This window comes from Labrys sp. KB_33_2, from assembly GCF_052114505.1.
Lineage (GTDB): Bacteria > Pseudomonadota > Alphaproteobacteria > Rhizobiales > Labraceae > Labrys.
The window spans coordinates 81,257-103,656 of sequence record NZ_JBFREW010000009.1 but is presented as its reverse complement, the minus strand read 5'-3'; the positions used below and the strand labels follow the sequence as shown (position 1 = coordinate 103,656).

Genomic DNA, 22,400 nt, shown 5'->3' with positions numbered 1-22,400 from the left:
GATGCTTCAGCTTGTCCGGATGTCCGCCGCTTGGATGCGTTCGATGATCCCGCCATAGGCTTGCGTGTCGAAGGCGGGGAGGATGAGCGGATCGACATGGCCGTCGCGGCGCGCGGTGAGCACATATTGCATCATCGCTTCGGTGCTCGGCATTTCGAAGATCTGTACGAAGTCATAAGCGCCGAGCAGGGCGTAGAAGGCGATGGAGCGCCCGCCCAACGCCGCCACACGCTCTTCGCTGATACGCCTGCGCCCGGCGCTGTCACCGAGCTCGGCCAGGCCCTTGGCGGTCAGACGCATCAGCGAGACGTAACGCTGGGGCGCGCCGTGGTGCTGGCTCACGCGCCGGCCCTCGGCAGCTTGGCAAGGCCGGCGAGCACAGCGGCCGAATCCGTCAGGGCGCCGAAGATGCCGTTCTCCACCGTCACCATGTGCAGGGCTGCCTCATGGGCGCGCTGGTCACCGCTGGCACAGGCATCCGAGATGGTCAGGCATTGGAAGTTACGGTCGCAGGCTTCACGCAAGGTGGTATGGACGCACACATCGGTGGTGCAGCCCGAGAAGAGCAGATGGGTGATGCCCTGGGCCCGCAGCACGTGCTCGAAATCAGTGTAGGTGAAGGCGCCGTTGCAAGTCTTGTCGACGATGATGTCCTCGGGGCGCACATCGATGTCGGAGACGATCTCGAAGCCCGGGCTTGAACGCAGCAGAACCTGCGTGCCGTCGAGGCCGGCACGCTTACGGCGCCATTTTTCGTAAGGGGTCATGTCCGCCATATCGCCGCGATAGCCCTGGCGGGTATGGATGATGCGGATGCCGGCGGCGCGGGCGGCGTCGATCAGCCGGTTGACCGTCGGCAGGATGGCCCGAAGTGGGCTGGGATCATAGCCCTGCCTGGCGAAATAGCCCGTCGGCGAGAGGAAGTCCTCTTGCAGGTCGATGACGATCAGCGCCGTGCAGCGCGCGTCGAGCCTGCCGTCATAGGGATAATCGAATGGTGTCGCCTGGATCATCGGGGTGCTTCCTTTCGCCATCCTGGATAGCACCCGAAATTGTTCTCAAAAAACGATTTGTTTTAATCAAAATTGTTCTAATAATCTCATCGATTACCGCGCGAGGCATCATGGCCCGGCCCCTGGTCTATCTGCAATATCTGCCGGCCTTCGAGGCGACGGCCCGGCTGGCAAGCCTTCGCCGGGCGGCGGAGGAGCTCAATCTCAGTCCAAGCGCCGTCTCGCTGCAGCTCAAGAAGCTCGGAGAGGCGATCGGGATCCCCCTGTTCGAAAAGGCGGGACGCAACATCGCGCTGACGCCGGCCGGCCGCGATTTTGCCCAGGCGGTTGCCGTCAGCCTCGGCCAGCTCGATTCGGCCGCACGTGACTGCCGCAGCCGAGGCACTGCCACCCCGCAGCAGAACCTGTCGCTATCCCTGCCGACCGCGCTCGGAGTCGCCTGGCTGAGCGCGGTGGTGGTGGAGTTCGCGGAAAGCCGTAACATCGCCAATTTGGCCATCAACGAGGCGATAACCGCCGCCGAGGTGGATTGGCAGGCCAGCGATGTCGCCATCGTCTACGACAATCCGCCTTTCCCGGGACGGTACTGGCGCCTGCTCAGCGAGGTCCGCTTACGGACGGTGTGCTCGCCGATCCTGTTTCCACGGCTCGACCTGCAGCATCGCGAGCGCAAACTCAATGGCATCACGCTGCTGCACGAGGACCGCGGCGAGGAATGGGCACGGTGGGCCGTGGCGGCACGGGTCAATCTGCAGGGAAGTGCCAGCGTGCGCGTGGCCTCGGTGGCACAGGCGGTTGCCTCGGCTGTGCAAGGGCAGGGGCTGGCGCTTGTCTCGGACGTGCTCACGCGCAATCTGCTGCGCGAGGGACGGCTCATTCAGCCCTTCGCCACCTCGATCAATGCGGCGGCGGCTTATTACATCCTTTGTTCGGTCGACCGGGCGGAGGAGCCGCTCCTGCAGGCGCTGATGGAGCGGCTCGTCGAACGCGTCGGGTCGTGAGTTCCCGAAATGGCTACATGCGAGCGAGGACGAGGATCGAGCGTCCCCCTGCGTCCAGGAGCAGCAGCTTATTGCGGGCCGCATCGATGCGCCAGCTGCGCGCGGACTCCAGGGCTTTGATGAACTTGCCTTCCTGATCCATGATGGCCGGCGGGCAGGCCATCTGGGTGCTGACGATCTGTCCGATGCGAATGCGCGAGCCCCTGATGGTGACCCTGCCGCCCATGCCGTTGCAGCCCCCGCGACCGGAAATCGCGCCATTGGCGGCGATTTCGAGCACGCTCTGCGCATTGTCGACCACACCGCGGCCATTGATGTCCTCGGCCAGCCAGCGTCCGCTGGGACCGGCCGGGCTGGCTTCAGCCTCTTGCCCCACGCGATCGACCTGGATGTCGCCATTCACGAGCTCGCCCGCGGTGACGGCGTGGTGGGTGGTGTTGAGGAACCAGAGGCGGCCATTGACGCTGATGCGTGCCTCCAGGGCATAGCGGCCGGTCGGCTTCAGGGACCTGTCATCATAGCGCAGGCGATAGGGAATGGGTACCTGCCGGCCTGACCGAACCGATGTCCGCGCCAGCGTGCGGGCCGGGGCGTCTGCCAGGGACACGTCGACGAGCTTGACCTCGATCATCGCGGAGGGAGGCAAGGCGATGCGCTCTCGATAGCTGACTGTGCCGGTCAAGATACGCTGTCTTGCGAAAGCCTCGCTCGCGGGAAGCATCAGGCCGAGCAGAGCGCAGGCTAGTACGACGGGCCACCAGCGATTGATCATCGGATCTACTCCTCAGGGCGATGGGACCGGCACGTTCCGATCCTCGGGCTTCTTCGGTCACCCTATCAGCCTGACGCTGCCTTCGCAGCCTTTGGCTGGGTCAGGCGTCAGCCGAGCCGTCCCAGAGGTGCGCCGCGCCTCAGCTGTGCAGACCGGGCGCCTCATGCCCGGTGCGGGCGACATATTCGGTGTAGCCGCCGCCATATTGGTGGACGCCGTCCGGCGTCAGCTCCAGCACACGATTGGAGAGAGAGGCGAGGAAGCGCCGGTCATGCGAAACGAACAGCATCGAGCCCTCATATTGCGACAGGGCCGCGATGAGCATCTCCTTGGTCGCCAGGTCGAGATGGTTGGTGGGCTCGTCCAGCACCAGGAAGTTCGGCGGATCGTAGAGCATCTTGGCCATCACCAGCCGGGCCTTCTCGCCGCCCGACAGGAAGCGGCATTTCTTCTCGATATCGTCGCCCGAAAAGCCGAAACAGCCAGCCAGGGTGCGTAGCGAGCCCTGGCCTGCCTGGGGAAAGGCATCCTCGAGCGTCTCGAAGATGCTGTAATCGCCGTCGAGCAGGTCCATGGCATGCTGGGCGAAATAGCCCATCTTGACGCTGCCGCCCTGCACGACCGCGCCCCTGTCGGGTTCGGCGGTGCCAGCAACGAGCTTGAGCAAGGTGGATTTACCGGCGCCGTTGATGCCCATCACGCACCAGCGCTCCTTGCGCCGGACCTGGAAGGTAAGGCCTTCATAGATGATGCGATCGCCATAGGCCTTGTGCACCTCCTTCAGGCTGACGACGTCGTCGCCCGAGCGCGGTGCAGGCTGGAACTCGAAGGCAATGCTCTGGCGCCGGCGCGGCGGCTCGATCTTGTCGATCTTCTCCAGCTTCTTCACCCGGCTCTGTACCTGCGCCGCGTGGGAAGCGCGCGCCTTGAAGCGCTCGATGAACTTGATCTCCTTGGCGAGCATCGCCTGCTGGCGCTCGAACTGCGCCTGGTGCTGCTTTTCGTTCAGGGCGCGCTGCTGCTCGTAAAACTCGTAGTCGCCCGAATAGGTGGTCAGCGTGCCGCCATCGATCTCCACCACTTTGGAGACGATGCGGTTCATGAATTCGCGGTCATGCGAGGTCATCAGCAGGGCGCCCTCATAGCCCTTGAGGAACCCCTCCAGCCAGATCAGGCTCTCGATGTCGAGATGGTTGCTCGGCTCGTCCAGCAGCATGGCGTCGGGACGCATCAGCAGGATGCGGGCGAGGGCGACCCGCATTTTCCAGCCGCCGGAAAGGGCGCCGACATCGCCGTCCATCATGGTTTCGCTGAAGCTCAGCCCGGCCAGAACCTCGCGGGCGCGGCCTTCGAGCGCGTAGCCGCCCAGTTCCTCGAATCGCCCCTGTACCTCGCCATAACGCTCGATGATGGCATCCATGTCGTCGGCCCGGTCCGGGTCGGCCATCGCGGTTTCGAGTTCCTTCAACTCGGCCGCCACCTCGCTGACGGGGCCGGCACCATTCATCACCTCGGCGACGGCGCTACGGCCGGCCATCTCGCCGACATCCTGGTTGAAATAACCGATGGTGACGCCGCGATCGACGGAGACACGGCCTTCATCGGGTTCTTCCTCGCTGGCGATCATGCGAAACAGCGTGGTCTTGCCGGCCCCGTTCGGGCCGACAAGCCCCACCTTCTCCCCCTTCTGCAGGGTGGCGGAGGCTTCGATGAACAGAATCTGGTGGCCGTTCTGCTTGGAGATATTTTCGAGGCGGATCATGGAGCGATGCGGTCAATGCGGAGGGAAGCACGCTCTTACGCGATGCCGGAAACGGGAGAAAGGTCCCAGCAGGCCGGACGTGCCGTGGAAAATGACGAATCCGGATCATGGGAACGGCGGACACCTGTCATCCAAACTGGACGGCAGGTTCACAATCAGTCGATCACCATGAGGCAGGATATGAAATCCTGCCCACAAGCAACTGACAATGTGATGAAAAATAGAAAGAATGGCGCGCCCGAAAGGATTCGAACCTCTGACCCTCAGATTCGTAGTCTGATGCTCTATCCAGCTGAGCTACGGGCGCACTGGGAAGCGACCGGCGCTTCCATGGCCGGTCTGATAACCAAGCCTAGCGGGGTATGCAAGCCCCCTTCTCGCTTTTTTTCATATTATCGAAATAAACCCTCGCCCTGCTCGTCGATCAACTGCTTGCCTTTGGTCAGGGAAAACTGCACGGCATCGTCCAAACTGGCGAAACGATTGGCCCGAATGAACTTATGGCTCTTGAGTTCGCCGCCGATCTCTTTTTCCACAAAGCCGCAGGTCTGATACTGGCCGCCTTCCTTGTAGGGGGCAGGGCGCACGGTAAAGCCGTTATATTCCTCGCCATCACCCTTGAGGGCGGGGTCACCATCCGATTCGCGTTTGCCTCCGAACAGGGAGGAGAGGGATTTAAGGAAGGAGGCCACGGCAAAGTCCCAATATGATTGATCGAGGCCCGCACGATAGCTGCATTGACGCTTGTCGCCAATGGGCGCATGTTCCGCCCGGTTGTGGGAGGACGGGCTTTCGCGCAGAAGCTGCGGGCGATTTGCTCCTGCCTGCGCGCTCCACTAGAATTCGCCAGCCGCGACGAGATGCGGCGGCGATTCCTGGGATACAGACATGAACAAGCTCATTCTCGCCGGCATGATCGTGATGGGTGGGTTCTATGCTGGAACAGGTACGGGACAGGCAGCCTCGCGCCAACAGGGTGAGCGCTACGCCGACAATGCCAGGATCGAATGCATCCTGCCGTGGTATCGCTTCTTCGGCGCCTGTGACGAGGCGATCCAGGATGCGCCCGATGGCAAGAATGGCCACGCATGGGAGTATCGCGGCCATCGGCATCGCGGCTGGCGCCGCTAGAGTATCGTGCCGAAAAGTGGATTGCGGTTTTCGGCAAGAACGATGCAACCGCAAGAATGCTCTCAATTGGTTCCGATTCCGGAACCGCGAGCGCCTCGCTAAAGCAGGCGCTCTCGTTTTTTTCCGCATCGGTCTTCAGCCGGTGGCCTTGAAATTGCCGCAGGAAGACCAAAATCAAGGGACCCCACAAGACGGCGGGAGCCGCGGGGGGATTTCATTTTCAGTTTGCCGGACAAGGGAGCCGGCATCGGAATTGCCGACGAGCCCGGCGCACGGGGGCTTCGGCATGCCTGATGCCGACTCTCGTTAAATTATTGATTTTTCACCAGGGTCCGCGAAGAGGCAGCTATGCGTGAAGGTAGAATGATACTAGAAAATTTGCGTGGCCGCGATGCCGTGATCGGCACCCTGCTGGCTTTGGGGTTCTCCACCGCGGTGCTCGCCCAGAACGCGCCGCCGCCGCCCGTCGCGGTGGCCAAGCCCATCGTGAAGGACGTCGTCGAATATGACGATTTCATCGGCCGCTTCGAGGCGGTCGACAGGGTGGACATCCGCGCCCGTGTCTCGGGTTACGTCGACAAGATCCATTTCATCGACGGTGCCATCGTCAAGGCGGGGGATCTGCTCTTCACCATCGACCAGCGTCCTTATCAGGCCGCGCTCGAAGAGGCACAGGCCAGTGTCGAGGCAGCCAAGGCGCGGGTGGATTTCGCCGCCGGTGACGTCGGCCGCGCCGAGAACCTGCGCAAGTCGGGCAACATCACCGGCCAGATCTATGACGAACGCACGCAGACCCTCGCCACCGCAAAGGCTGATCTCAACCGGACCCAGGCGACCTTGAACCGCGCCAAGCTCGACCTGCAGTTCACCGAGATCAGGGCTCCGATCCCCGGCCGGATGTCTCGGCGCCTGGTCTCGCTCGGCAACCTCGTCAATGCCAATGAGACGGTCCTCACCAATGTGGTGTCGATGGACCCGATCAACTTCTATTTCGACGTCGATGAGCGCTCCTATCTTGCCTATCAGAAGCTCTCGACCGGGTCGCTGCGCATTTCGAGCGATGGCGATCTCAACGAGGTCCTGGTCGCCACTTCCAATGAGCGCGAGCCCATCCACAAGGGCCATATGGACTTCACCGACAACCGTCTGGATGCCGCCAGCGGCACCATGCGGGCCCGCGCTGTGTTCGAGAACAAGGATCTGGCCCTGGTGCCCGGCCTGTTCGGCCGCATCCGCATCCTCGGTTCCGACAAATACAAGGGCGTACTGGTGCCGGAGGACGCACTCGGTTCGGACCAGGATCGGCGCGTCGTCTATGTCGTCGGCGCCGACAACGCCATTTCGCTGAAGCCGGTCCGCGTCGGCTCGCGCGTGGACGGCTATCGCGTCATCCGCGAGGGGCTCAAGGGTGACGAGACCATCGTTGTCAACGGACTGATGCGGGTGCGGCCCGGCATCAAGGTCGATCCCAAGCTGACGACCTTGCCGGCCACCGCTGTCGCGGCCGCGAACTGAGAGAGCGGTCCATGCGATTTTCCCATTTCTTCGTCGACCGGCCGATCTTTGCATCGGTCTTGGCGGTCGTGATCACGCTCGTCGGCACCATCGCCTTTCTGGGCCTGCCGGTGGCGCAATATCCCGAGATCGCGCCGCCCACCATCGTGGTGCGCGCCAGTTATCCGGGCGCCAATGCCCAGACCGTCGCCGCTACGGTGGCCACGCCTTTGGAGCAGCAGATCAACGGCGTCGAGAACATGCTCTACATGTCCTCCTACGCCTCCAATGACGGCTCGATGTCGCTAACCATCACCTTCAAGCTCGGTACCGACCTCGATACTGCGCAGGTGCTGGTGCAGAATCGCGTCGCGATCGCTACGCCGCGCCTGCCGGATGATGTCAGGCGCCTCGGTGTCACCACGCTGAAATCCTCGCCCGATCTGATGATGGTCATCCATATGTTTTCGCCGGATGACCGCTACGATCAGCTCTATGTCTCCAACTACGCCCGCAACAACGTGCGTGACGACCTGCTTCGTCTCGACGGCGTCGGCGACCTCACCATCTTCGGCGAGCGCCAATACAGCCTGCGCGTCTGGCTCGATCCGGACAAACTCGCCAGCTACGGCCTGACCTCGTCCGACGTGGTGACGGCGATCCAGGCCCAGAACGTCCAGGTTTCCAGCGGCGCCATCGGCCAGGAGCCGACAAGTTCGGGCGGCGCCTTCCAGGTCACCATCAACACCCAGGGGCGCTTCCAGGATGTCGCCCAGTTCCGGCGCGTGATCGTGCGCTCGACCCCGGACGGGCAACTCATCCGGGTCCAGGACGTGGCGCGCGTGGAACTCGGCGCCCAGGATTACGTCACCAATTCCTACCTCAATGGCAAGCCGGCGGTGGCGCTGGCGATCTTCCAACGCCCGAATACCAACGCGCTGGAGGCCGCCGACGAGATCATCAAGAAGATGGAGGAGCTCAAGCAGTCCTTCCCGCCGGGCGTCGCCTATTCCATCGTCTACAATCCCACCCAGTTCATCGCGGAGTCGGTCAACGCCGTCTATCACACCCTCGGCGAGGCCGTGGTGCTGGTGGTGGTGGTGATCATCATCTTCCTGCAAAGCTGGCGCACGGCGCTCATCCCGGTGATCGCCATCCCGATCTCGCTGATCGGCACCTGCGCGATCATGGCCATCTTCGGCTTCTCGCTCAACACGCTGACCTTGTTCGGCATGGTGCTGGCGATCGGTATCGTGGTCGATGACGCCATCGTCGTGGTGGAGAATGTCGAGCGCAATATCAGTCTGGGCATGTCCCCACGCGATGCGGCGCATGAGACCATGGACGAGGTCGGCACGGCGGTGATCGCCATCGCCCTGGTGCTCGGCGCGGTGTTCATTCCCACCGCCTTCATTCCCGGCATATCAGGCCAGTTTTACCGGCAGTTCGCACTGACGATCGCGGTCTCGACCTTCATTTCCGCCTTTGTCTCGCTCACATTGTCGCCGGCGCTCGCGGCCATCCTGCTCAAGCCGCACAGCCATGAACCGCCGCGCAATCCGCTGACACGGCTCGGAAAGAGCCTGGCCGGCGGTTTCAACCGGAGCTTCGATGGTCTGTCCAACGGTTACGCCTCCAGCGTCAATCGCGTGGTCCGGCGCAAGATCATCATGCTGCCGCTCTATGCAGGATTGCTGGCCGGTACGGTCTGGGCAGTGCAGAAGGTGCCACAGGGCTTCATTCCAACGCTCGACCAGGGCTATGCCATCGTGGTGGTGCAGCTGCCGGACGGTGCCGCGCTTTCGCGCACCGATGCCGTCACCCGGCGGGTCTCCGAAATCGCGCGGGCAACGCCCGGTGCGCAGGATGCCGTGGCCTTTGCCGGCTTTTCCGGTGCGACCTTCACCAACGCCACCAATTCGGCCGCGATCTTCGTGCCGTTCAAGCCTTTCGAGGAACGCCTGAAGGAAGGATTGACCGCGGACAAGATCATCAAGGATCTGTTCGGCCGCATGCAGGTGATCGAGGAAGCCTTCATCATCGCCATCCCGCCGCCCCCGGTGCGCGGCATCGGCAATGCCGGTGGTTTCAAGCTGCAGGTGCAGGAGAGGCTCGGCTCGGATATCCAGCGTATCCTCGCTTCGACCTACGAGATGATGGGCAAGGCACGCCAGAACCCGAAGCTTTCCGGCGTGTTCACCACTTTCTCGGCCAACTCGCCGCAACTCTTCCTCAACATCGACAGGCAGAAGGCCGAGATCCTGAACGTCCCGATTACCAACATCTTCGACACGCTGCAGCAGAATCTCGGCACAGCTTATGTCAATGATTTCAATGCGTTCGGGCGCGTCTACCAGGTGCAGGCCCAGGCCGATCAGCGCTTCCGCAACGATCCTGAACAGATCGGCGGCCTGCGCGTACGCTCGGCCTCCGGAGCCCTGGTACCGCTCGGTACGCTGGTGGAAGTGAAGGAGGTCTCAGGCCCACAGCTGATCCAGCGCTACAACATGTATCCGTCCGTGCCGCTGCAGGGCAATGCCGGCCCAGGCGTCTCCACCGCCCAGGCCCTGGACGAGATGGAGGCTCTGGCAAAGGCGACCTTGCCGCAGGGAACCAGTTTCCAGTGGACGGAACTGGCCTTCCAGGAACGTGCGACGGGCAACACCGCGATCTTCATCTTCGCCCTGTCGGTGCTCTTCGTCTTCCTGGTGCTGGCCGCCCAGTATGAGAGCTGGTCGCTGCCGCTCGCCATCATCCTGATCGTGCCGATGGCGGTGCTCTCCGCCCTGCTCGGGGTGATGGCGCGTGGCATGGACAACAACATCCTCACCCAGATCGGCCTGATCGTGCTGGTCGGTCTTGCGGCCAAGAACGCCATCCTGATCGTGGAGTTCGCACGGGAGGCCGAGGCACGGGAAGGCAAGACGCCGATCGAAGCGGTGGTGGAGGCTTGCCGCCTGCGCCTGCGCCCGATCCTGATGACGGCCTTCGCCTTCATCCTGGGTGTGGTACCGCTCCTGATCGCCACCGGTCCCGGCGCCGAAATGCGCCAGGCGCTGGGCACCGCCGTGTTCTTCGGCATGCTGGGGGTGACCTTCTTCGGCCTGTTCCTGACGCCGGTGTTCTATGTCGCACTGCGCATGCTTGCCCCGGGCAAGAAGCGCAAGGAAGTCAAGCCGGCAGAGGCGGCGCCAGCAGCCGAGTAGGAGCGAACGGTCGCTTCACCCAACTACAAAGGGCTTCTCCATCGTGTTGGAGAAGCCCTTTTCATTGGTCCCCACATCCTTGCAGGAAACGCAGGGGCTGGGACCGCCGACGTCCCGTCCGCTCTTGGAAACGCCATGCTGGAGGATGGGAAGAAGCGGACGAGACGTCCGCGGTCCCAGCCGGGTGCCACGCAGATTGTTCTGCGCAACAAAAAGGGCTTCTCCGATGCCGGAGAAGCCCTTTTTTCGTCTGAGGAACCAGCAATGGTGACAATCTTCACCGAAGATTGTCGCTGAGATGCCGGTGATCCCGGGAGGGATCAGTTGTCGAGGAAGCTCCTGAGCTTGCGCGAGCGGCTCGGATGCTTGAGCTTGCGCAGAGCCTTGGCTTCGATCTGGCGGATACGTTCGCGCGTCACCGAGAACTGCTGGCCGACTTCTTCCAGCGTGTGGTCGGTGTTCATGCCGATGCCGAAGCGCATGCGCAGCACGCGTTCCTCACGGGCGGTCAGCGAAGCCAGCACGCGCGTCGTCGTTTCGCGCAGGTTGGACTGGATGGCCGCGTCGATCGGCAGGATGGCGTTCTTGTCCTCGATGAAATCGCCGAGATGTGAATCCTCCTCGTCGCCGATCGGAGTTTCCAGCGAGATCGGCTCTTTGGCGATCTTGAGCACCTTGCGCACCTTTTCGAGCGGCATGGCGAGCTTCTCAGCCAGTTCCTCCGGCGTCGGTTCGCGGCCGATCTCGTGCAGCATCTGCCGGCTCGTGCGCACGATCTTGTTGATCGTCTCGATCATGTGCACGGGGATGCGGATGGTGCGGGCCTGGTCGGCGATCGAGCGGGTGATCGCCTGCCGGATCCACCAGGTGGCATAGGTCGAGAACTTGTAACCGCGACGGTACTCGAACTTGTCGACCGCCTTCATCAAGCCGATATTGCCTTCCTGGATCAGATCGAGGAACTGCAGGCCGCGATTGGTGTATTTCTTGGCGATGGAGATGACGAGGCGCAGATTGGCCTCCACCATTTCCTTTTTCGCCTGGCGGGCTTCGCGCTCGCCCTTCTGCACCATATGCACAATCTTGCGGAACTCGGTGATCTCGAGGCCGGTCTCGGTGGCGAGGTTATGGATATCCTCGCGCATCGTCTTGATGGTCTCGAGCTCGTGGGCCACGAACTCCCGCCAGCCCTTCGAACCGAGCTTGGAGACGCGCAGGATCCACTTGGGATCAAGCTCCGAGCCCTGATAGGTCTTGAGGAAGTCCGTCCGATCGACGCGATAGCTCTCGGCCAGGCGCATCAGGCGGCCTTCATAGCTGATCAGGCGCTTGTTGATGTCGTAGAGCTGCTCGACCAGGGCATCGATACGGGCCTGGTTGAGCGAGAGGCTCTTTACGTTGACGACGATCTCTTCCTTCAGCTTCTTGTACTTGCGGTCCTGCGACGGCGAGAGCGAGCGGTTCTGCAACCGGCTCTCAACATTCACGTCCTGCAGGCGACGCAGCTTCTTGTAGTCGTCGGCGATGCGATCGAAGGTCTCGAGTACCTTGGGCTTGAGCTCGGCTTCCATGGCCGAGAGCGACACGTTGTTCTCCATGTCGTCTTCGTCCATGTCGCTGTCCATCGGCGGCAAGGCGTCGTCGTCCATCTGCTGCTGCTGCTCGGCCTCGCCGGCCTCAGCCTCGCCTTCGCCCGCCACTGCCGGCGGATTCTTGCCGTCGGGGCCGGCATAGGTCGCTTCGAGGTCGATGATGTCGCGCAAGAGAATCTTGCCGTCATTGAGCTCGTCGCGCCAGATGATGATGGCCTGGAAGGTGAGGGGGCTTTCGCAAAGCCCCGCGATCATCGCCTCGCGGCCGGCCTCGATGCGCTTGGCGATGGCGATTTCGCCCTCGCGCGACAGCAGCTCCACCGTTCCCATCTCGCGCAGATACATGCGCACGGGATCGTCGGTGCGATCCGTCGGCTCCTTGGCCGTGGTGGTGGAAGCGATCGCGCGCGAAGAGGTGGTGGCTTCGACGAGGTCGCCACCTTCGGCTTCCTCCTCCTCGCCCTGAGCAGCCTCCTCGGGCTCCTCGTTCTCTTCGTTCTCGACGACATTGATCCCCATCTCGGAGAACATGGCGAGCACGTCCTCGATCTGGTCGCCGTCGACCTGATCGGAAGGCAGGACGTTGTTGATCTCTTCATGCGTGACGTAGCCACGCTTCTTGGCGCGCTTGATCAAGGCGCGAACCGCGGCATCCGAGAGGTCGAGCAAGGGGCTGTCCTGGCTCGGCGCTTCGGTGTCCGGCGTTTCTTCCTTGTCAGCTTCCTTTTTCGCCATCGTTGCTTTCCCTCACTCGCTCAAGCAGGATTTCGCAGCTCGCCCCGCCGGGTAGAGCTCGGAAATCCCGCACAACGTTCCACCAGGACCAGCCTGGCCACTACCAATTCCCCCGGGCCACAGATTTCGGCCCGTAAGCACTGGCGCATCCGCACACCCTGTGCGACACCCGATATGGAAATCTTCAGATTCGCCGGAAGGCGCCTCCGAATAATTCCAAACAACTTCAAGGCCTTGGCGCAGGATCCTGGTCTCGAGCCTGAACTCCAGTCCCAAACCCTGACCTGGCGAGGGGTTCCCGCCACAGGCACCCCGTTTGCCAACACCAAAAAGGGCAGCATCCGGTATCCGGAGCCACCCGACTTGTCACAGCCTTGCTCCAGAGCCCTGGGAAGACCTTCCGTTCAACCTCGCAACGCCTTGCGGCGACTGGTAGAATCGAAATTCCAGTTCCAGGAACTGGTGCTATCACTACCCGGGTAAAGGCTAATCCGCCGTTAACCCTGATGGTTCCTACACAGCCCGCGAAGTCCGCCCGGAGGAAGCTCCAAACCCTTCGATCACTGCCTCGGTTCCTTCCATCGCGGCGATTTGTGCCTTGATATCAGTGAGCCGAGCCCAATTCTCTTCAGTGAAGTCCCGATCCAACGCCGCCTCAGCGTGCTTAAGCTCCTTATGTAGCGCGCGATTCTTATGATGCAAGGCCACTGTGTGCAGGAAACCGTCCCGAACGTCAGGAAATGCGGCGTCCCGTCGCACCCAAAAATGCCCCGGAACGGTCAGAGCGGCGGTATGCACCAGCAAACGCTCGAATCCAAGTGTCTTGAGTTCGGCTTCGATCTCAACTGATTCGCGCAAGCCGTGCGCCACGCAGTCAATCAACGCCTTGCGCAACCGGCCAGCTTCGACATTGTCGAATTCGAGCCCGGCCAGCAACTCGCAATGGGCGTCGAGCAAATGCGGATGTGCCACCAGAGCCGCCAATATCAAGGCCTCACGGGTTGGTATGGTGCCATGACCGCCGCGCATATGTGCGCTTTCCCGAACGGCGGGTGTCACCACATGGGCAGTCTGGGCCGTTTCGCGCCGGCCGCCGCCCTGGCGCCAGGCCCGTTGCTGGCCACCGGCGAAGCCGGACTGGGCGGCCCGGGCGGGGGCAAAGAAACTGCGCAGGCGGTTGTCCATTTCCGCGCGATAATGCTTGCGCACGGTCTCGTCGCGGATCGGCGCCAGCGTATCCATCAGCTTGCGTTCGAGCGCGGCCCGCCGCTCCGGCGTGGAGAAGTCACCGCTTTGCGTTTCCCGTTCCCAGAGGATGTCGGACAGCGGCAGGGCGCCCTGCAGGACTTCCGACACGGCGGTCGCACCGGAACTGCGCACCAGTTCGTCCGGATCCTGGCCGCTTGGCAGAAGCGCGAATTTCAGCGTCTTGCCGGGCGCGATCTGCGGTAGGGCGACGTCGACGGCGCGATAGGCGGCGCGCCGCCCGGCCTTGTCACCGTCGAAGCACAGCACCGGTTCCTCGCTCATGCGCCAGAGCAGGTTGAGCTGATCCTCAGTCAAAGCCGTGCCGAGCGGCGCGACCGTGTGACCGAACCCCGCCACGCTCATCATGATGACGTCGACATAGCCCTCCACCGCGATGACGCCACCCTTCTCATGGGCAGCCTTGCGGGCGCGGTGATGGTTGTAGAGGCAGGCGCCCTTGTGGAAGAGCGAGGTTTCGGGCGAGTTGAGATATTTGGCGGACGCTTCCTTGTCCATGGCGCGGCCGCCGAAAGCGATCACCTTGCCGCGCGCATCATGGATGGGGAACATGATGCGGTCGCGGAAGCGATCATAGGGGACCTGGATGTCCTCGCCATGGATGAGCAGGCCCGCTTCGATCATGGCGTCGCGGTCGACACCCTTGCCGGCGAGATGGTCGCGCAGGGCGAATTTCTCATTCGCCGAATAGCCGATACCGAACTCGGCCTGGATCGCCGGCGTCAGGCCGCGATCGGCGAGATAGCCGCGTGCCGCCGCACCTTCGCGCGCCTGCAGGCGCGACTGGAAGAAGGCGGCGGCGAGTTCCATCACCTCGTGCAGCGAGGCACGCTGCTCCTCGCGCCGGACATCCTCCACCGTCATCTTGGGCAGGGCGACGCCCGCATCGTTGGCGCAACGCTCCACGGCTTCGGGGAAGGAGATCCCCTCGACCTCGCTCAGGAAGCGGAAGATGTCGCCATGCTTGCCCGAAGAGAAGCAGTGATAGAAGCCCTTCTGGTCATTGACATAGAAGGAGGGCGTCTTCTCGGCATTGAAAGGGGAAAGACCGCGCCATTCCCGGCCCTGTTTCTTGAGCTTGACGCGCCTGCCCACCACCTCTGACACAGGTAGCCGGGCGCGGATTTCGTCGAGCAGGGAAGGCGGATATTTCATGGGCTCTTATGTGAGGACGCAGGCCGCAGGCGCAAGAGCGTCACTCTAGCACGGAAGGGATGAGTCGAATCTTTCCCCGCTGTCCTCAGAGCGGACCGTCCGTCCGCGTCTTAGGAGGCAGATTGGCGGCTTGCCGACATGCGGACATGAAAACGCCCGCTCTCGATGATTGCTTGTGATCGTCATGCGCAGGGAGGAACCGTTGGCCGAGATCATGGGACTGGTCGAGCTTACCGGCGCCATCGCAGGGATCATGGGCGCCATAGTCTTTCTCGTGGTGCTGGTCGGCGGCGGTATCTCCTTCATTCGGGATCGCCCCGGCTTCCGCCATCCCGTGGATTTCCTTTGGCCTTGATCCCAAACATGCAGTGGAGTGCATAAAAAAGACCCGGCACAAGCCGGGCCTTCCTTGATATGATGATCACAGCGGCGGATCAGAAGGTGCGCTTGATGCGCACGCCGCCGGTCCAGAAGTCGGACTTGGCATCTGTGACGCGGGAAACGGCGTTGGCGCCGGTACCGGTGGTCCAAACGGTGTTGTCGATGTCCTGATGGGTGTAGGCCACTTCACCTGTAATCGTCAGGCCCTTGACGATGGTGTAGGTCAGGTTGCCCGTCAGCGAATATTCCTTCACGCCGAGGTCGCCGCCGAGAGCGCTGAACCTATCATAGGTCGTATCGATGTAGCCGCCGACGAGGTTGAAGCCCCATTGCGGCGCGAAGTTGCCGCCGAGTTCGGCGGTCACCGACCAGCCTTTGCCACCATCAAGGCTATTGTTCGCATTGATGAAGTAGTCCTGGCCCTTCAGCTTGCTGGCACCGATGCCGAGATAGTCAAGTGCGCCATCGGCATATTGACCTTCGATTACAAAGTGGCCTTTGTCGAGGGCGGGAATGTTGAGCAGCAAGCTGCCACCAACCGCATAGCCCCACTTGTTGTCGCGCGGGACAATCGCTTCAGCCGTGCGATACTGATGCGCAGCCGCTTGCACGGCAATGGAGCCCCAATCCTGCTTCAGACGAAGCTGACCGACAACGTCGGGAATCTGCTGTCCGCCCTGCTGAGTCTTGAAGAGAGCGTTCTGGCGATGGTCGCGCCCATCCTCGACTGACAGAGTAGCAGAGAAGCCGCCACCGAAATCAGCCGTATAAGCCAACAGATTGACGACGTTCGACTGGGCGTAGTAAGGCCCCCACAGCGTATTTCCGAAGTCTAGATCGTAGAATCCGAAGAATGAGTGGGCGAAACCTGCCGTCAAGCCGCCAAACTGAATGTAGGCATATTTGATTTCGAAGGTATTGCTCGTCGAGTCGTCTGCCGTCTTCCAGCTTCCTGGGATCTTGCGACTATGCGCCCTAAGCTGGAAGAAGGAGCGCAACAGGCCGTACTCTGTTTGGGTGCGGGCGTCGAAGGAGAGGCGAGCTTCGGTATTGAAGCCGCTGCTGTGAATGTCACGGTTCTGCTTATAGCCATCCTTCGCAGTGCGGCTGTCGCCGCTCTGGTTATAGACGCGATAGTCGGCGCGGATTTCGCCGCCGATCTTGAGGCAGGTATCGCTGCCAGGGATGTAGAAGAAGCCGGGGCCGAAGGCCGAGCAGACCTTCACATATTCGACGGCTTCCCCCTTGGTCATGGGGAGGTCGGCGGCCTGGGCGGTGGCAAGGGCGGCGAAACCGGCCGCGGCGCCGAGGAGGAGAGATTTCATCGTCATCTGAAGGCTCACTGAGCAAATTGAGTTGGGTACTTCGGGCTGGCTCGTCTCGAGCCGGGCACAGGCTTTCGCCCAAAAAGGGCGTTTGGAGCCGGATGCTCGTGAAACGAGAGCCGAAGTGTCTTTGCGGAATCCCGAGGAGATTCACAACAACGTTTGCAACAGACAACTGATATGACGTTTTAATAACTGAATAGTGTCTCTAAAAAGCCACATTATGTTTTGTGACAGTTTGATGAAACTAAAGATATGTTTTGTTAAAACTGTATATCACTGAAGATAAACTGATTATTATTGCGATCCGGGGTAAATGCTCAGGCATCGCAAGGAAAATTGCCCATGTTTTCGACCGATTTGTTCTAGAAATGGAACGGCCTTCACCGCGAAATCAGGGCGCAATTGCAGACGGATATTCGCGCGTGATCTGCGTTTTTACGTGATTACGCTCAGAAGTTGAATTTGATTGCGGGGCGTAAACGGTCGGTGCCGCGGAGGCGTTCACTCCACGGTTTCGGCGGCGACCTGCCTGAAGACGTCCCGCAGCCAGGCAAGCAGGCGGTCATGCTTGCGGGATGCGTGCCAGACCATGGTGACGGGTAAGGTCGTCGGCCGAATCGGGGGCTCCAGGAGGATGAGCCCGAAGGCCGGAGCGAACTGGCGTGCGAAGGCACGAGACAGCATGGTCACCATGTCGGTGCGGGCTACGGCCATCAGCGCCGAGGTGAAATGCGGCGTTGTCAGGCCGATGCGTCTTTCCAGCCCGGCCGCGGCCAGCACTGCATCCGCCTCGGTGCTGCCGTCGCCGAAGACGGACACGGTGACATGAGTGAGGGCGGCATAGGCGCCGAGGCTGAGCGGTCCGTTCCGGGCGGCTGGATGATCGCGCCGCATGATCAGCGCGAGGCGATCGTCCATCAGCATCTCGCTATGGGTTCCGGCCGCGAGCGGGTAGTTGGCCAGAGCGAAGGTCAGGTCGACATCACCGCTCTGGAGACGGCGGGCGATGTCCGTTCCGATCGGCATGGCGCGCAGATCGACATGCGGCGCTTCTTCGAGCAGACGGGCCATCACGCCGGGAAAGAGCAGGGTAGTCAGCGAATCGACGGCCGCGATCCGTAGCGTGCGGCGCTCGGTCGAGGGATCGAAGAGCGGTTCGGCAACGAGGGCGCGGATATCGGCCAGGATCTCCTGCACTTGCGGCACCAGCGCCTCGGCGCGCGCCGTCAGCACCATGCCGGCTCCCGAGCGCAGCATCAGTTCATCGCCGAACAGATGGCGCAGACGATCGAGTGCCCGACTCATAGCAGGCTGGCTGAGGCCGATCTCGCGTGCCGCGCGGCTGACGCTACGCTGGGCGAGCAGGGCACCGAGCGCCGTCAGCAGGTTGAGATCGATCGATTTCAAATGCACGTCGCGCATATAGTAAATATAAACCATGCATTGGAGTTATGATAGGGCACTTGCTAGCGTCTCCTCATCAAGGAGAACGCACCATGTCTGCCAAAATCATGATCCTGGGTTACGGCCCCATCGGCCGCGCCATCGCACAGCAGCTTTCGGAGGCCGGCCGCGAGGCGCTGGTCGCTCAGCGGCGGGAACCAGCCAATCTGCCGTCCGGCGTGCATTTCGATGCCTGCGATGCTCTTGATCGGGCCAGCCTGACGGCCGCGCTGCACGGGCACGACGTGCTGATCTGCACCATCGGGCTCGCCTATGATGCGGCCGTCTGGGAGAGGGACTGGCCCCGCCTGATGGCCAATATGCTAGCGGCTTGCGAGGCGAACGGGGCACGTCTGGTTTTTGTCGACGACCTTTACATGCACGGCCCCCAGCCCGGGCCACTCGATGAGAACACGCCCCTCGATGCGCCCGGTCGCAAGGGCAGAGTGCGCGCCGCTATCACCCAGCAATGGCAGGCTGCCGGCACGGTGACGGCCACAGCCTTGAGGGTGACGGATTTCTACGGCCCCGGCGTGACGCTTTCGGTGCTTGGCCAAGAGGCCATCGGCCGTCTTGCCGCCGGCCGCGCCGCCCAACTCGGCATCGCCGCCGATGAGCCGCATGCCTTTGCCTATGCACCGGATGTCGCTGCGGCCGCGATCCTGCTCGCCGATGCTTCGGACGAGGCCTATGGCCGGGCCTGGATGATGCCCTGTGCGCCGGCGCACACGCCGCGCGAGATCATCGGCATGGCCGCTACGGCGCTCGGCGTAAAACCTCGCCTGCAGGCGCTCCCCGGCTGGCTGCAGAGGTTGATGGGGGCGTTCGTGCCTTTTCTACGGGAGTGGACCGAGACGGCCTATCAGCACGACCGCCCCTTTCTGGTCGATGGCGGCAGTTTCGAGCGTTCTTTCGGCTTCAGGCCGATGCCGCTCGAGCAGGGGATTTCGGCCACTGCGGCCAGCTTTCTCAAATCCTGAGAATCACTGCCCGACGATGGCTTCACCCAAACGCAGAGGAGTCTGCAGCAGCGTGCCGGCCGTATTGACGACGAACAGACCGGTGCGCGAGATCGGATTGCCGCGGGCGGCCGCCGCGTCGCTCTTGGCCATCTGGCTGAGGGAGGGCAGCAGGCCGACGAACTTGCTGTGATTCATCGAATCCAGGCTCTGGGCATCCGACATGTCGATCACCCGCAGGCCGTAATGGGCGATGGCCTGCTGGGCCTCCTTGTTGTCGATCAGAACATTGCCGACGCGCGGCACATCCCCTGCCAGTCGCTGCGAGAAGCCGAGTGCCCTGTCGTCGCGTGAGATCCCGACCGTGATAGGCTGGTTCAGCTTACCGATGGTGTCGAGTTGGGTGCGGAAGACGTCGATGTCGATGTCCGGCGACATCAGGAAGACTTCGCCGAGCTTGGGAATGAAGGCCGAGTTGCCACGGATCTTGGACTGGCGGAGGGTCTCCACCGCCAGCCAATTACCCATGGAATGCGCGATGATGTGGATGCGTCGCACACCCGGCGTGCGGGCGAGGCCGTTGAGGGTGGCTTCAAGATAGTCGCGCGAATAGGTGGTGCTCTCGCGATCGGCGACATAGCCGGTCAAGGTGCCGAGCGAGGGCCAGGCGAAGGCTACGACCGCTCCCGGAAAGCCGCTGTCCTTCTCGAGCTGGGCAACCCGATAGACGGCTTCCTGGTAGTTGGTGTTGTAGCCATGCACGAAGACGATGACCTCGCCACTGCCCTTGGTGTCCTTTGCCACGGCTGCGTCGAAATGCGCCTGGTCCAGGGCCGTCGAACCGGTAACGACGAAGTTCACGGCAGGATTGCCGGGAGGCTTCTTCGGCCATTCGATATTGCCGACGACATGGTTGGGCGGCACCGAAATCGTATAGGCCTCATAACTCACGCCGAAATTGCGCTTGGTGGTGAAGTCGTTCTTGTCAGTGGCGGAGCGCTGACGCGTGGTGGCGACCAGTATGTTGACCGGCGTACCGATACCCGGCGATGCCGAGACCGGATGCAGCATCAGCGCACCGGGCCGGTCGGCGCAGGACGCCAAGCCGGCCACGGCGAGCAGGACCACCGAAAACCGAACCAGGAAGCGTGGGAAGGGCGCCATGCCGGCCTCATTGTTGCACGGCCGGCAATCTAGCGGGCGCGTCGGTCTCGGAAAAGCCTGGAATTTAGACGTCCTTAACCGCCGAGCGCTTCCTTGACCAGCGGGCTGGTCTTGCCGAAATCCATCTTGCCGGCGAAACGCTCCTTCAGCGCGGCCATGACCTTGCCCATGTCCTTGACGCCGGCGGCTCCGATTTCGGTCACCACGGCGGCGATGGCGGCCTTGGTCTCGGCCACGTCCATCTGCCTGGGCAGGAAGGAGGAGAGGGTTTCGATCTCGGCCTTGCTGGCTGCGGCCATTTCCCCGCGGCCTGCCTTGACGGCGGTCTCCAGTGTCTCCTGGGCCTGCTTGATCATCTTCTGCAGCATGGACAGGATCTCGCTTTCCGGGATCTTGCCGTCATGCTCGCCGCCGCGGGCGGCGATGTCGCGGTCCTTCAACCCGGCCTGGATCATGCGCACGACCGACAGGCGGGCCTTGTCGCCGCCCTTCATGGCGTCCTTGACGGCGGTGGTGAAATCGTCGCGCAGAGACATGGTGCCCTACCTTTCCTGGAATCAAAATTGTTCACCGAGCGGCACGCAGCAGCGAAATATTTGGTAGCTCCGTCTCAAATCATTGAATTTGCTTACGATTTTGAGCGTCACCAAGGGTTGACGGCAAGCCGTCCGCCCCCTACTTTCCGCCGCGCCTGCCGGGCGGAGCCAAATGTGCCGCCGCCATTCATCCGGCACTTAAGATGAAAATGACCGTCACACAAGCGAGCGCGAAGGACAGAGACATGGAAAATGGCTGGGCGGAACCCAAGGCGACCGCGCTCCTGGTCCTCGCAGACGGCACCGTGATCGAAGGCATCGGGCTCGGCGCCGTGACGAAGGCGGCGGGCGAACTGTGCTTCAACACCGCGATGACGGGCTATGAGGAAATCCTCACCGACCCTTCCTATGCCGGCCAGATCATCACCTTCACTTTCCCCCATATCGGCAATGTCGGTGTCAATGACGAGGACATCGAGACGGTCAACATGGCCTCTTCCTCCGGGGTGAGGGGCGTGGTGCTACATGCGCCGATCACCGAGCCGGCCAATTACCGTGCCAGCCGCCATCTCGATGCCTGGCTCAAGGCTCGCAACATCGCCGGGATTGCCGGCATCGATACCAGGGCGCTGACGGCACGCATCCGCGAGGGCGGCATGCCCAATGCGGTGCTCGCCTTCGATCCCAACGGCAATTTCGACGTCGAGGCTCTGAAGCGCGAGGCCGCCGGCCTTCCTTCGATGGACGGCCTCGATCTGGTGCCCCCGGTCACGACCGCGCAGCGCTTCGACTGGGACCAGACCACCTGGGAATGGTCGCAGGGCTTTGGCAAGCAGGAGGCGCCGCAATACAAGGTGGTCGCCATCGATTACGGCGTGAAGCGCAACATCCTGCGCCTGCTGGCCGCGGCCGGCTGCGCCGTCACCGTGGTGCCCGCCACCACACCGGCCGAGGAGATCATCGCGCTTGAACCCGATGGCATTTTCCTCTCCAACGGCCCCGGCGATCCTGCGGCGACCGGCCAATATGCCGTGCCGGCGATCAAGGCGCTGCTCGAAAAAGATATCCCGATCTTCGGCATCTGCCTCGGCCACCAGATGCTCGGCCTCGCTCTTGGCGCCCGTACGGCCAAGATGAAGCAGGGCCATCACGGCGCCAATCATCCGGTCAAGGATTTCACCACCGGCAAGGTCGAGATCGTCTCGATGAACCATGGTTTCGCGCTGGATCGCGACAGCCTGCCGGCTGGCGTGGTCGAAACCCATGCCTCGCTGTTCGACGGTTCCAATTGTGGTATCGCGGTCACCGGCAAGCTGGTCTTCTCTGTGCAGCATCATCCCGAGGCCTCGCCCGGCCCACAGGATAGTCACTACCTCTTTAAGCGGTTTGTCGAAAACATGGCGTCTCGCCATGGTGTTGCCGCAGTTGCGCAACACAACGCCTGATCGAAAACGGAGCAGTG

General features: G+C 62.3%; 18 protein-coding genes and 1 tRNA gene. 7 read left to right on the top strand and 12 right to left on the bottom strand.

Translation table 11 applies throughout. From position 1 onward, the window contains the following. Positions 1-6: 6 nt before the first annotated feature. Complete coding sequence (locus tag AB4037_RS17135) at positions 7-342, bottom strand: GYD domain-containing protein (protein WP_434957061.1); 336 nt, start codon at positions 340-342, stop codon at positions 7-9. Beyond that, a complete protein-coding gene (locus AB4037_RS17130) occupies positions 339-1,013 on the bottom strand; it encodes a cysteine hydrolase family protein (protein WP_441772325.1) in 675 nt (224 codons plus the stop codon). The genes AB4037_RS17135 and AB4037_RS17130 overlap by 4 nt, the downstream gene beginning before the upstream one ends. Positions 1,014-1,123: 110 nt before the next feature. On the opposite strand from AB4037_RS17130, the gene AB4037_RS17125 reads away from it, so the two are divergent. Further along, entirely contained in the window at positions 1,124-2,014 is an 891-nt protein-coding gene (locus AB4037_RS17125; RefSeq protein ID WP_441772324.1) for a LysR family transcriptional regulator, read from the top strand. Between the two features lie 13 nt (positions 2,015-2,027). Here AB4037_RS17125 and AB4037_RS17120 read toward each other — a convergent pair whose 3' ends face one another. From AB4037_RS17120 to AB4037_RS17105, 4 genes are all read right to left on the bottom strand, one after another. After that, positions 2,028-2,786 carry a YbaY family lipoprotein gene (locus tag AB4037_RS17120; protein ID WP_441772323.1) on the bottom strand — a complete coding sequence of 253 codons (759 nt, stop codon included), beginning with the start codon at positions 2,784-2,786 and terminating at the stop codon, positions 2,028-2,030. A 139-nt stretch (positions 2,787-2,925) separates the two neighbouring features. Next, positions 2,926-4,548 (bottom strand): ABC-F family ATP-binding cassette domain-containing protein, encoded by a 1,623-nt coding sequence (locus AB4037_RS17115; protein WP_434957057.1) that lies wholly within the window; start codon positions 4,546-4,548, stop codon positions 2,926-2,928. A gap of 230 nt (positions 4,549-4,778) precedes the next feature. Beyond that, positions 4,779-4,855, bottom strand: a tRNA-Arg gene (locus tag AB4037_RS17110). 85 nt (positions 4,856-4,940) lie between these two features. Continuing rightward, positions 4,941-5,240: an HlyU family transcriptional regulator gene (locus tag AB4037_RS17105; protein ID WP_441772322.1), complete on the bottom strand. Its 300-nt coding sequence runs from the start codon at positions 5,238-5,240 to the stop codon at positions 4,941-4,943. A gap of 196 nt (positions 5,241-5,436) precedes the next feature. Between AB4037_RS17105 and AB4037_RS17100 the strand changes: the two genes are divergently transcribed. The 3 genes from AB4037_RS17100 (at position 5,437) to AB4037_RS17090 (ending at position 10,379) form a co-directional block, all read left to right on the top strand. Beyond that, positions 5,437-5,679 (top strand): hypothetical protein, encoded by a 243-nt coding sequence (locus AB4037_RS17100; protein WP_434957055.1) that lies wholly within the window; start codon positions 5,437-5,439, stop codon positions 5,677-5,679. A gap of 363 nt (positions 5,680-6,042) precedes the next feature. Next, positions 6,043-7,194 carry an efflux RND transporter periplasmic adaptor subunit gene (locus AB4037_RS17095; RefSeq protein WP_441772321.1) on the top strand — a complete coding sequence of 384 codons (1,152 nt, stop codon included), beginning with the start codon at positions 6,043-6,045 and terminating at the stop codon, positions 7,192-7,194. Between the two features lie 11 nt (positions 7,195-7,205). Beyond that, a complete protein-coding gene (locus tag AB4037_RS17090; RefSeq protein ID WP_434957053.1) occupies positions 7,206-10,379 on the top strand; it encodes an efflux RND transporter permease subunit in 3,174 nt (1,057 codons plus the stop codon). A gap of 320 nt (positions 10,380-10,699) precedes the next feature. Here the strand turns inward: AB4037_RS17090 and rpoD are convergent, their stop codons facing one another. Further along, on the bottom strand, positions 10,700-12,706 hold the full coding sequence (rpoD, locus tag AB4037_RS17085; protein ID WP_441772320.1) for an RNA polymerase sigma factor RpoD: 2,007 nt from the start codon (positions 12,704-12,706) through the stop codon (positions 10,700-10,702). Between the two features lie 513 nt (positions 12,707-13,219). Then, positions 13,220-15,127: a DNA primase gene (gene dnaG / locus AB4037_RS17080; protein ID WP_441772319.1), complete on the bottom strand. Its 1,908-nt coding sequence runs from the start codon at positions 15,125-15,127 to the stop codon at positions 13,220-13,222. 202 nt (positions 15,128-15,329) lie between these two features. Between dnaG and AB4037_RS17075 the strand changes: the two genes are divergently transcribed. Then, positions 15,330-15,482 (top strand): hypothetical protein, encoded by a 153-nt coding sequence (locus AB4037_RS17075; RefSeq protein WP_441772318.1) that lies wholly within the window; start codon positions 15,330-15,332, stop codon positions 15,480-15,482. A 79-nt stretch (positions 15,483-15,561) separates the two neighbouring features. Here the strand turns inward: AB4037_RS17075 and AB4037_RS17070 are convergent, their stop codons facing one another. Further along, the gene (locus AB4037_RS17070; RefSeq protein ID WP_441772317.1) at positions 15,562-16,839 is read right to left on the bottom strand and encodes a porin; all 1,278 of its coding nucleotides are present in this window, start codon (positions 16,837-16,839) and stop codon (positions 15,562-15,564) included. 498 nt (positions 16,840-17,337) lie between these two features. Then, the gene (locus AB4037_RS17065; RefSeq protein ID WP_441772316.1) at positions 17,338-18,276 is read right to left on the bottom strand and encodes a LysR family transcriptional regulator; all 939 of its coding nucleotides are present in this window, start codon (positions 18,274-18,276) and stop codon (positions 17,338-17,340) included. Between the two features lie 56 nt (positions 18,277-18,332). Here AB4037_RS17065 and AB4037_RS17060 point away from each other — a divergent pair, with 56 nt between their 5' ends. Next, on the top strand, positions 18,333-19,259 hold the full coding sequence (locus tag AB4037_RS17060) for an NAD-dependent epimerase/dehydratase family protein (RefSeq protein ID WP_441772315.1): 927 nt from the start codon (positions 18,333-18,335) through the stop codon (positions 19,257-19,259). A gap of 3 nt (positions 19,260-19,262) precedes the next feature. On the opposite strand, the gene AB4037_RS17055 is transcribed toward AB4037_RS17060, so the two are convergent. Both AB4037_RS17055 and AB4037_RS17050 read right to left on the bottom strand, forming a co-directional pair. Next, the gene (locus tag AB4037_RS17055; protein ID WP_441772314.1) at positions 19,263-20,402 is read right to left on the bottom strand and encodes an alpha/beta hydrolase; all 1,140 of its coding nucleotides are present in this window, start codon (positions 20,400-20,402) and stop codon (positions 19,263-19,265) included. Positions 20,403-20,476: 74 nt separating this feature from the next. Then, the gene (locus AB4037_RS17050) at positions 20,477-20,938 is read right to left on the bottom strand and encodes a GatB/YqeY domain-containing protein (RefSeq protein WP_441772313.1); all 462 of its coding nucleotides are present in this window, start codon (positions 20,936-20,938) and stop codon (positions 20,477-20,479) included. Positions 20,939-21,183: 245 nt separating this feature from the next. Here AB4037_RS17050 and carA point away from each other — a divergent pair, with 245 nt between their 5' ends. Beyond that, positions 21,184-22,383, top strand: coding sequence for a glutamine-hydrolyzing carbamoyl-phosphate synthase small subunit (gene carA / locus AB4037_RS17045; protein ID WP_441772312.1), 1,200 nt, complete (start codon positions 21,184-21,186; stop codon positions 22,381-22,383). The last annotated feature ends 17 nt before the right edge of the window (positions 22,384-22,400 follow it).

What these genes read in the sequence shown, in the direction of transcription:
- AB4037_RS17090 (WP_434957053.1), top strand. Translation starts at nt 7,206, where the DNA reads ATGCGATTTTCCCATTTCTTCGTCGACCGGCCGATCTTTGCATCGGTC.
- AB4037_RS17120 (WP_441772323.1), bottom strand. Translation starts at nt 2,786, where the DNA reads ATGATCAATCGCTGGTGGCCCGTCGTACTAGCCTGCGCTCTGCTCGGC.
- AB4037_RS17055 (WP_441772314.1), bottom strand. Translation starts at nt 20,402, where the DNA reads ATGGCGCCCTTCCCACGCTTCCTGGTTCGGTTTTCGGTGGTCCTGCTC.
- AB4037_RS17060 (WP_441772315.1), top strand. Translation starts at nt 18,333, where the DNA reads ATGTCTGCCAAAATCATGATCCTGGGTTACGGCCCCATCGGCCGCGCC.
- AB4037_RS17100 (WP_434957055.1), top strand. Translation starts at nt 5,437, where the DNA reads ATGAACAAGCTCATTCTCGCCGGCATGATCGTGATGGGTGGGTTCTAT.
- AB4037_RS17115 (WP_434957057.1), bottom strand. Translation starts at nt 4,548, where the DNA reads ATGATCCGCCTCGAAAATATCTCCAAGCAGAACGGCCACCAGATTCTG.
- AB4037_RS17130 (WP_441772325.1), bottom strand. Translation starts at nt 1,013, where the DNA reads ATGATCCAGGCGACACCATTCGATTATCCCTATGACGGCAGGCTCGAC.
- AB4037_RS17095 (WP_441772321.1), top strand. Translation starts at nt 6,043, where the DNA reads ATGATACTAGAAAATTTGCGTGGCCGCGATGCCGTGATCGGCACCCTG.
- dnaG (WP_441772319.1), bottom strand. Translation starts at nt 15,127, where the DNA reads ATGAAATATCCGCCTTCCCTGCTCGACGAAATCCGCGCCCGGCTACCT.
- carA (WP_441772312.1), top strand. Translation starts at nt 21,184, where the DNA reads ATGGAAAATGGCTGGGCGGAACCCAAGGCGACCGCGCTCCTGGTCCTC.
- AB4037_RS17050 (WP_441772313.1), bottom strand. Translation starts at nt 20,938, where the DNA reads ATGTCTCTGCGCGACGATTTCACCACCGCCGTCAAGGACGCCATGAAG.
- AB4037_RS17070 (WP_441772317.1), bottom strand. Translation starts at nt 16,839, where the DNA reads ATGACGATGAAATCTCTCCTCCTCGGCGCCGCGGCCGGTTTCGCCGCC.
- rpoD (WP_441772320.1), bottom strand. Translation starts at nt 12,706, where the DNA reads ATGGCGAAAAAGGAAGCTGACAAGGAAGAAACGCCGGACACCGAAGCG.
- AB4037_RS17125 (WP_441772324.1), top strand. Translation starts at nt 1,124, where the DNA reads ATGGCCCGGCCCCTGGTCTATCTGCAATATCTGCCGGCCTTCGAGGCG.
- AB4037_RS17065 (WP_441772316.1), bottom strand. Translation starts at nt 18,276, where the DNA reads ATGGTTTATATTTACTATATGCGCGACGTGCATTTGAAATCGATCGAT.